Origin of the sequence: Saccharomonospora iraqiensis subsp. paurometabolica YIM 90007 (assembly GCF_000231035.2) — a bacterium.
In the GTDB taxonomy this organism is placed as follows: domain Bacteria; phylum Actinomycetota; class Actinomycetes; order Mycobacteriales; family Pseudonocardiaceae; genus Saccharomonospora; species Saccharomonospora paurometabolica.
Genome location: NZ_KI912228.1, coordinates 39,940 through 47,495, shown reverse-complemented (window position 1 = coordinate 47,495; position 7,556 = coordinate 39,940). Strand labels below are relative to the sequence as shown.

5 protein-coding genes are annotated in these 7,556 nt (G+C 72.1%); 3 read left to right on the top strand and 2 right to left on the bottom strand.

Annotation, left to right across the window (positions count from 1 at the left end; all coding sequences use genetic code 11):
- Nucleotides 1–423 precede the first annotated feature (423 nt).
- A complete protein-coding gene (glnA, locus tag SACPADRAFT_RS0209890; protein ID WP_007025653.1) occupies nt 424–1,767 on the bottom strand; it encodes a type I glutamate--ammonia ligase in 1,344 nt (447 codons plus the stop codon).
- 149 nt (nt 1,768–1,916) lie between these two features.
- Between glnA and SACPADRAFT_RS0209885 the strand changes: the two genes are divergently transcribed.
- Nucleotides 1,917–2,630 (top strand): LppX_LprAFG lipoprotein, encoded by a 714-nt coding sequence (locus SACPADRAFT_RS0209885; RefSeq protein WP_028662360.1) that lies wholly within the window; start codon nt 1,917–1,919, stop codon nt 2,628–2,630.
- A gap of 22 nt (nt 2,631–2,652) precedes the next feature.
- Here SACPADRAFT_RS0209885 and SACPADRAFT_RS0209880 read toward each other — a convergent pair whose 3' ends face one another.
- Entirely contained in the window at nt 2,653–4,248 is a 1,596-nt protein-coding gene (locus tag SACPADRAFT_RS0209880) for an alpha/beta hydrolase (RefSeq protein ID WP_007025655.1), read from the bottom strand.
- Nucleotides 4,249–4,340: 92 nt separating this feature from the next.
- On the opposite strand from SACPADRAFT_RS0209880, the gene secA2 reads away from it, so the two are divergent.
- Together secA2 and SACPADRAFT_RS26755 are read left to right on the top strand one after the other, a co-directional pair.
- On the top strand, nt 4,341–6,662 hold the full coding sequence (secA2, locus tag SACPADRAFT_RS0209875) for an accessory Sec system translocase SecA2 (protein ID WP_007025656.1): 2,322 nt from the start codon (nt 4,341–4,343) through the stop codon (nt 6,660–6,662).
- A 48-nt stretch (nt 6,663–6,710) separates the two neighbouring features.
- The coding region (locus tag SACPADRAFT_RS26755; protein WP_007025657.1) for a nitrilase-related carbon-nitrogen hydrolase at nt 6,711–7,556 on the top strand (846 nt) is incomplete at its 3' end.

The window sequence follows — 7,556 nt, the reverse complement described above, 5'->3', positions numbered from 1 at the left end:
GAGACCCACATGTCTCAAAGAAACCCACAAAAAGGGGCAAACCCCACCCACCAAAACAGGTGAGGCATCAAAGCTCTACTAGCTGACAATCACTAGCGCACTGTTGAGTTCTCAAACAACACCACAAGATGTTTTCTCGGTTTTTCCCTCCGAGCGACACCCACCCTAACAACAACCCCGGAAGGCTCTTTCAAGGGGGGTGACCCGCTCTCGTGGAGAGGGCCGACCAGCAACGGTACCCGACCTGGCTCCCGGAAGCAACCTCTGTGGGTCTCTCCCGTTCGCCCCGGCCGTCCCTGGCGACAATGAGAAGATTACACACCCGCCCGACCCCGCTGTGCAGGGGGGTCCCCTTTCCGGTGAACCCGCAGGTCGGAGCCGGTTTCCCCGGCGTCGCCCCCCCCCCTGCGCCGGCCCGCGGGGTCAGAGCACCGGCAGCAGGGTCCGGAGTTCGTAGGGGGTGACCGCGCTTCGGTAGCTGTCCCACTCCACCCGTTTGTTCCGGAGGAAGAAGTCGTACACGTGCTCGCCGAGCGCCTCCGGCAACAGCTCCGACCGTTCCATCTCGACGAGCGCCTCGCCCAGGTTCTGCGGCAGCTCCGCGTACCCCGCGGCCTTGCGCTCCGAGTCGGACAGGTCCCAGATGTTGTCCTCGGCCGCGGGCGGTAGCTCGTAACCCTGCTCGATCCCCTTGAGCCCCGCGGCGAGGATGACCGAGTAGGCCAGGTACGGGTTGCACGCCGAGTCGAGACTGCGCAGTTCGACCCGCCGGGACGACGCCTTGCCCGGGGAGTACATCGGGACCCGGACCAGCGCGGAACGGTTCGCGTGCCCCCAGGACACCGCGGTCGGCGCCTCCCCGCCCCGGATCAGCCGCTTGTACGAGTTGACCCACTGGTTGGTGACCGCGGAGAGCTCGCGGGCGTGCCGCAGGAGCCCGGCCACGAACGCCTTCCCGGTGTCCGAGAGCTCGTACGGGTCCTCCGGGCTGTAGAAGGCGTTCTGGTCCCCCTCGAACAGCGACACGTGCGTGTGCATTCCCGACCCGGGCTGGCCGGTGAACGGTTTGGGCATGAAGGTGGCGCGGACGCCCTGCATCAACGCGACCTCCTTGACCACGTACCGGAACGTCATGACGTTGTCGGCCATGGTCAACGCGTCCGCGTAGCGCAGGTCGATCTCCTGCTGGCCCGGGGCGCCCTCGTGGTGGGAGAACTCCACGGAGATGCCCATCTCCTCCAGCGCCTCGATGGCGTTGCGGCGGAAGTGCGTGGCCGTGGCGTGGCTCGCCTGGTCGAAGTACCCTCCGTTGTCCGCCGGTTCGGGCTCGCTGCCGTCCTCCGGCAGGGTCGCCAGCAGAAAGAACTCGATCTCGGGATGGACGTAGCAGGTGAACCCGGCCTCGGCCGCCCGGGAGAGCTGGCGGCGCAACACGTGCCGTGGATCGGCCCACGACGGTGAGCCGTCCGGCATGGCGATGTCGCAGAACATCCGCGCCGAGTACCGGTCGCCGTCCGGGGTCTCCCACGGCAGGACCTGGAAGGTGGACGGGTCCGGCTTCGCGACCATGTCCGACTCGTAGACCCGGGCGAACCCCTCGATGGCGGACCCGTCGAAGCCGATGCCCTCGCTGAAGGCGCCTTCCAGTTCGGCGGGTGCCACGGCCACCGATTTGAGATACCCGAGCACGTCGGTGAACCAGAGCCGCACGAAGCGGATGTCGCGTTCCTCCAGCGTGCGCAGCACGAACTCCTGCTGGCGATCCATGCCGCGACTCTAGGCGCGAGACGTTAACTCGGTGTTTCGGGGGCGGCCGGACCTCCCCCGTGCGGTCGACCCCCGGCAGTCTCGTGCCCGTCGGAGCCGTCCGTCCACCTGACCGGGGCGGCGGCGGCCTGCCCGATACCGTGGGCGCCATGCCGATCCGTCGCCTCGCGGTCGTCCTCGTCGCCGCGCTGACCGTCGTGGGTGGGTGTGCCGCCTCGCCGGACACGACCGGCCCGCTCCCGGACGGACGCGAACTGGTCGACACCGCGACCCGGGCGCTGGCCGACGTGCGTGGCGTCCGTTTCGAGTTCCACGTGAGCGGGGCGCTGCCCGGGCTGCCGGTCCGGACGGTGGAGGGCGTGGCGACCCGCGACGGGGGCCCGCACGGGTCCGCGCGCGGCGAGGCGGACGTGCAGCGGGGGACCGAGCGCCACCGGTACGACTTCGTGCTCGACGGTGCCGAACTGCGGCTGACCGACCCCGACGACAGCACCGCCGACCGGGACGGCGGTGCGGGCGGGACGCGTCCCGCCCCCGGCCCGCTGACGCCGGCGCGGCTGCTCGATCCCGAACACGGGCTGACCACCCTGCTGCGCGAGGCCACCGCGCTGGAGACGGAGAGCCGGGAGGAACTGGACGGGGTCCCCAGCTACCGGGTCGGCGGCGAGCTCGACCGGGAGGTCGTCGCCGGGTTCGTGCCGGGCGTCCACGACGACGTCGCGGTGAAGTTCTGGGTGGCCGGGCGCGGGCAGGGACAGCTGCTGCGGGTCTGGATGCAGGTGCCGCCCCGGCAGAAGAACGAGGGCGCCGTGATGCTGGAACTCGCCCTCGACGGACACGAGACCGCCGCCACCGGGTCCTGATCCCGGTGGCGGCGGTCCGGCGTCACGCCGTACCGCAGCGGGTGTCCTCCGGCGGCAGGGTGCCACTGATCAGGTACTCCGCGCCGGCCTCGTCGATGCAGTCGTTGCCCGCCGCGAGGAACGCACCGTGCCGCGCGCCCTCGAACGTCAGCAGCCGGCCGCCCAGGGCCTCGGCGAGGTTGACGCCGGCCTCGTACGGGGTGGCGGGGTCACCGGTCGACGAGATCACCAGCGGGGGCGGGATCCCGTCGACGTCGGGCAGCCGTGGCTCCGAGGTGTGGTCGACGGGCCAGAACGCGCAGGGCCCGCGTGCCGACGACGGGGGCAGTCCGGGGTCGAGGAACTCCGCGGCGTCCAACGCCTGCCGCTGCATCTCGGCGTTGCGCTCCGGGTCGGTCACCGGCGGCTCGTCGACGCAGTTGACCGCGGTCAGCGCCTCGTGCATGTTCGAGTAGCGGCCGTTCGGGCCGCGCTGCAGGTAGTTGTCGGCGAGCATCATCAGGGTGGCGCCCTGCCCCTGCGCGAGCTCGGTGAGTCCCCGGTTCAGCATCGGCCAGCTCTGGTTGTCGTAGAGCGCGGCGATCGTCCCGGTGGTCGCGTCCTCGTAGGAGAGCACCCTGCCGTCCGGGAGTTCGACCGGCCGGTCGAGCAGCGGCCGGGTCAGGTCCTGATACGCCCCGACAGCACCGGCCGGGTCGTTGCCGAGGGCGCAGTCCTCGCGCCCCGTACACCACCGGGCGAACTGGTCGAAGGTGTCGCCGAAGCCCTCGTACTGGGCCACCAGGGACTCCATGGCGTCCTGTTCGGGGTCGACCGCGCCGTCCAGCACGAGTGCGCGGACGTTACCCGGGAACCGCTCGGCGTAGGTGTAGCCGATCCGGGTGCCGTAGGACCACCCGATGTAGGTCAGCTTCTCGTCCCCCAGCACCGACCGCAGCACGTCCAGGTCGCGGGCCACGTCCCGGGTGCCCAGGTTGGCCAGCATCTCCTCGCCGTGCTCGGTCCGCTCGGCGCACTGCCGGCCGTACTCCCGCGCCTCCCGCTCGGCCTCGGCGACGGCCTCGGGGCTGCCGTCGTACTCGTCGACGTCGTTGCGGTCGGCGTCGATCTCCCTGTCGGTGAAGCAGTCGACGGCGGGCTCACTGGCCTGCACCCCCCGCGGGTCGAAGCCGACGAGGTCGAACCGCTCGGCGAGCCGGCCGTCCCACTCGCCCTGCGCCATGTACGCGGCCCGGGACATGCCGGAGCCCCCCGGACCGCCCGGGTTGATCACGGCGGAGCCGAGCGGCTCGCCGCCACCGTCGTCGGCCGGTTGCCGCAGCAATCCGAGGGAGACGGTCTCCCCGTCGGGCTCCGAGTAGTCCAGCGGCACGGTCATCCGCGCGCACTCGACGCCCTCGGGAACCGTCGAGAAGGCCTGCTGCGTGTAGGCGGACGTCGCGTACGGTGCGCATTCGCCCCAGTCGAGCTGCTGGGAGTAGTAGGTCTCCAGCCCCTCCGGGACCGGGCCGGCCGGTGCGGTCGGATCGGGGGACTCCGACGCCGGACCGGAGCACGCCGCGAGGACCGTGACGAGCAGGACGGTTGCCCCGGGCAGGTAGCGTTTCCGTGTGAGCACGTCCGCGATCGTGCCACTTCCGGACGAGGCGGGAACCGTACGGTACCCGGACGCGTTACCCGCTCGGGAACGAACAGGGAGGAGAGACACTGGTGGCGTTGAGGGACCGGGTCGGCAGGAGGATGCGGCGACTCCTCCAGAAACCCGCCAGTGTCGAACTGACCCGGTACGAGGCCCTGCTGCCCGCCGTCGCCGAACGCGGGGACGAGCTCGGCGGCCTCTCCGACGAGGAGCTCACCGAGCGGGCGACAGCGCTGCGGGACGCGACCGGATTCGACGACGACACGCTGACCGAGATCTGCGCGCTCGGCAGGGAGGCCGCACACCGGCGGCTCGGCGAGCGCGCGTTCGACGTCCAACTGCTCGGCGTGATGGGCCTGCTCACCGGGCACGTGGTGCAGATGGCCACCGGCGAGGGCAAGACCCTCGCGGGTGCGCTGGCCGCGGCCGGGCACGCGCTGCGGGGCAGCCGGGTGCACCTGATCTCGGTGAACGACTACCTCGCCCGCCGCGACGCGGAGTGGATGCGCCCCGTGTACGACCTGCTGGGGGTCTCGGTCGGCTGGGTCGAGCCCGCCCTGGACGCGAAGGAGCGGCAGGCGGCCTACGACGCCGAGGTGTGCTACGGCGCGGTCAGCGAAATCGGCTTCGACGTGCTGCGGGACCGGCTGGTCACCCGGGTCGACGACCTCGCCCAGCCGGAGCCCGAGGTGGCGATCGTGGACGAGGCCGACTCGGTGCTCGTGGACGAGGCCCGGGTGCCGCTGGTGATGGCCGGTTCGGTGGACGCGGGCGTGGCCGACGAGGAGGTCGCCGACATCGTCCGGCGGCTGCGGGTGAACCTGCACTACGAGACCGACCCGGACGGGCGCAACGCGTGGCTGACCCCCGAAGGGGCGTCGGTGGTGGAGAAGGCGCTCGGCGGGGTGGACCTCTACGCCGAGGAGGCCACCGACCGGCTCGCGGCCGTCAACGCCGCCCTGCACGCGCACGCCCTGCTCACCCGGGACGTGGACTACCTGGTGCGGGACGGCCGGGTGCAGCTGATCAACGCCTCCCGCGGCCGGGTCGCCGAGTTGCAGCGCTGGCCGGACGGACTGCAGTCGGCGGTGGAGGCCAAGGAACAGCTCCCGCCGTCCGACCACGGCGAGATCCTCGACTCGATCACCGTGCAGGCGCTGATCGCCCGCTACCCGCGGGTGGCGGGGATGACGGGCACGGCGGAGGCCGTGGCCGAGCAGCTGCGGGAGTTCTACCGGCTCGAGGTCGCGGTGATCCCCCCGAACACCCCGAACATCCGCGAGGACCTGCCGCACCGGGTGTTCAGCACGCCGACCGGCAAGCTGCGGGCGATCGTGGAGGAGATCCGCTCGGTCCACGAGACCGGACGGCCCGTGCTGGTGGGCACCCAGGACGTCGCCGAGAGCGAGGAGCTGGCGGAGAAGCTGCGCAAGGCCGGCATCGAGTGCGTGGTGCTCAACGCGCGCAACGACGCCGAGGAGGCATCGGTGATCGCCGAGGCGGGCACCCGCGACGCCGTCACGGTGTCGACGCAGATGGCCGGCCGCGGTACCGACATCCGGCTCGGGGGCGCGGACGGCGCCGACGCGGAGCGGGTGGCCGAGCTGGGCGGTCTGCACGTGATCGGCACCGCGCGCTACCCGAGCAGCAGGCTCGACGACCAGCTCCGCGGCCGGGCAGGCAGGCAGGGCGACCCGGGCAGCTCGGTGTTCTTCGCCAGCCTCGCCGACGAACTGGTGCTGGCGCACGCGCCGGACGTCGCCGACCTGCCCGCCGACGAGGACAGCGGCGAGGTCACCGACCCCGCGGCGCATCGTCAGATCAACCACGCGCAGCGGGTCGCCGAAGGCGTCGACCTGGAGATCCACCGCAACACCTGGCGCTACACGCGGCTGATCGAGCACCAGCGCGCGGAGATGCTGAAGTACCGCGACGAGGTGCTGCGCACCGGGGAGGCCCGGCGGTTGCTCGCCGAGGCCGAGCCGGACCGCGTCGCCGAGCTCGCCGAGGCACTCGACGAGGCGACGGTGGACCAGGCCTGCCGGGAGATCGTCCTGTTCCACCTCGACCAGCTGTGGGCCGACCACCTCGCCTTCCTCACCGACGTCCGGGAGACGATCCATCTCCGGGCGCTGGCCAAGGAGGCACCGCTGGACGAGTTCCACCGCACCGCGATCCCGGCGTTCCGCAAGATCCGGGGCGAGGCGGAGTCCCGCGCCGCGGCCACCCTGCGCGAGGCGGAGGTCACCGCGGACGGGGTCGACCTGGCGGGAGCGGGGGTGCGCAGGCCGACCTCGACGTGGACCTACCTGGTGCACGACAACCCGTTCGACTCGGACGCCGAGCAGGCGCTGAAGAAGGTGCGGGCGACGCTGCGCAAGAAGCGGGACTGAGGCACCCGGCCCGCCCCCGGCCGCGGCGGTGCGGGGGACAATGGGGCCATGCCCCGACTGCGCATCGCCCTGGCCCAGGTGAACACGACCGTCGGCGACCTCGCCGGGAACGCCGACCGGACGGTGGCGTGGGCCCGTGCGGCCGCCGCGGCGGGGGCGCACCTCGCCGTGTTCCCGGAGATGTCGCTCACCGGGTACCCGGTGGAGGATCTCTCCCTCCGGACGGCGTTCTCGTCCGCCTCGGCGGAGGCGCTGCCGCGGCTGGCCACCCGGCTGGCCGACCAGGGGTGCGGCGAGCTGCTCACCTGGGTCGGCTACCTGGACGCCGACGACGCCGGGCCGCGCAACGCGGTGGCCGCCCTGTACCGGGGCGAGGTCGTGGCCACCCAGTACAAGCACCACCTGCCCAACTACGGCGTGTTCGACGAACGGCGCCACTTCGCGCCCGGCACGGCACTCGACGTGGTGCGGGCGCACGGCGTGGACATCGGTGTGGTGATCTGCGAGGACCTGTGGCAGGAGGGCGGGCCGGTGACCGCGCTCGGCGGGGCGGGTGTCGATGTCGTCGTGTCGCCGAACGCCTCACCGTACGAACGGTCCAAGGACGACGTGCGGCTCCCGTTGGTGGCCCGCCGCGCCGCCGAGGCCGGGGCCCCCGTGGTCTACACCAACCTGGTGGGCGGGCAGGACGACCTCGTCTTCGACGGGGACTCGATCGTCGTCGGCGCCGACGGGACCCTGCTCGCGCGGGCACCACAGTTCACCGAGCACCTGCTGGTGACCGATCTCGACGTGCCCGCGGGCGGGCACACGGCCGAGGGCACCTTCGCCGGCCTCTCGGTGCGCCGCCGGGTCCTCCCCGACGAGGCCGCGACGTCCGCGTCCGCGCCCGCG

Bases quoted from the DNA above. Each gene is read 5' to 3' on its own strand.
- glnA (WP_007025653.1), bottom strand. From the start codon at position 1,767: ATGGATCGCCAGCAGGAGTTCGTGCTGCGCACGCTGGAGGAACGCGAC.
- SACPADRAFT_RS0209885 (WP_028662360.1), top strand. From the start codon at position 1,917: ATGCCGATCCGTCGCCTCGCGGTCGTCCTCGTCGCCGCGCTGACCGTC.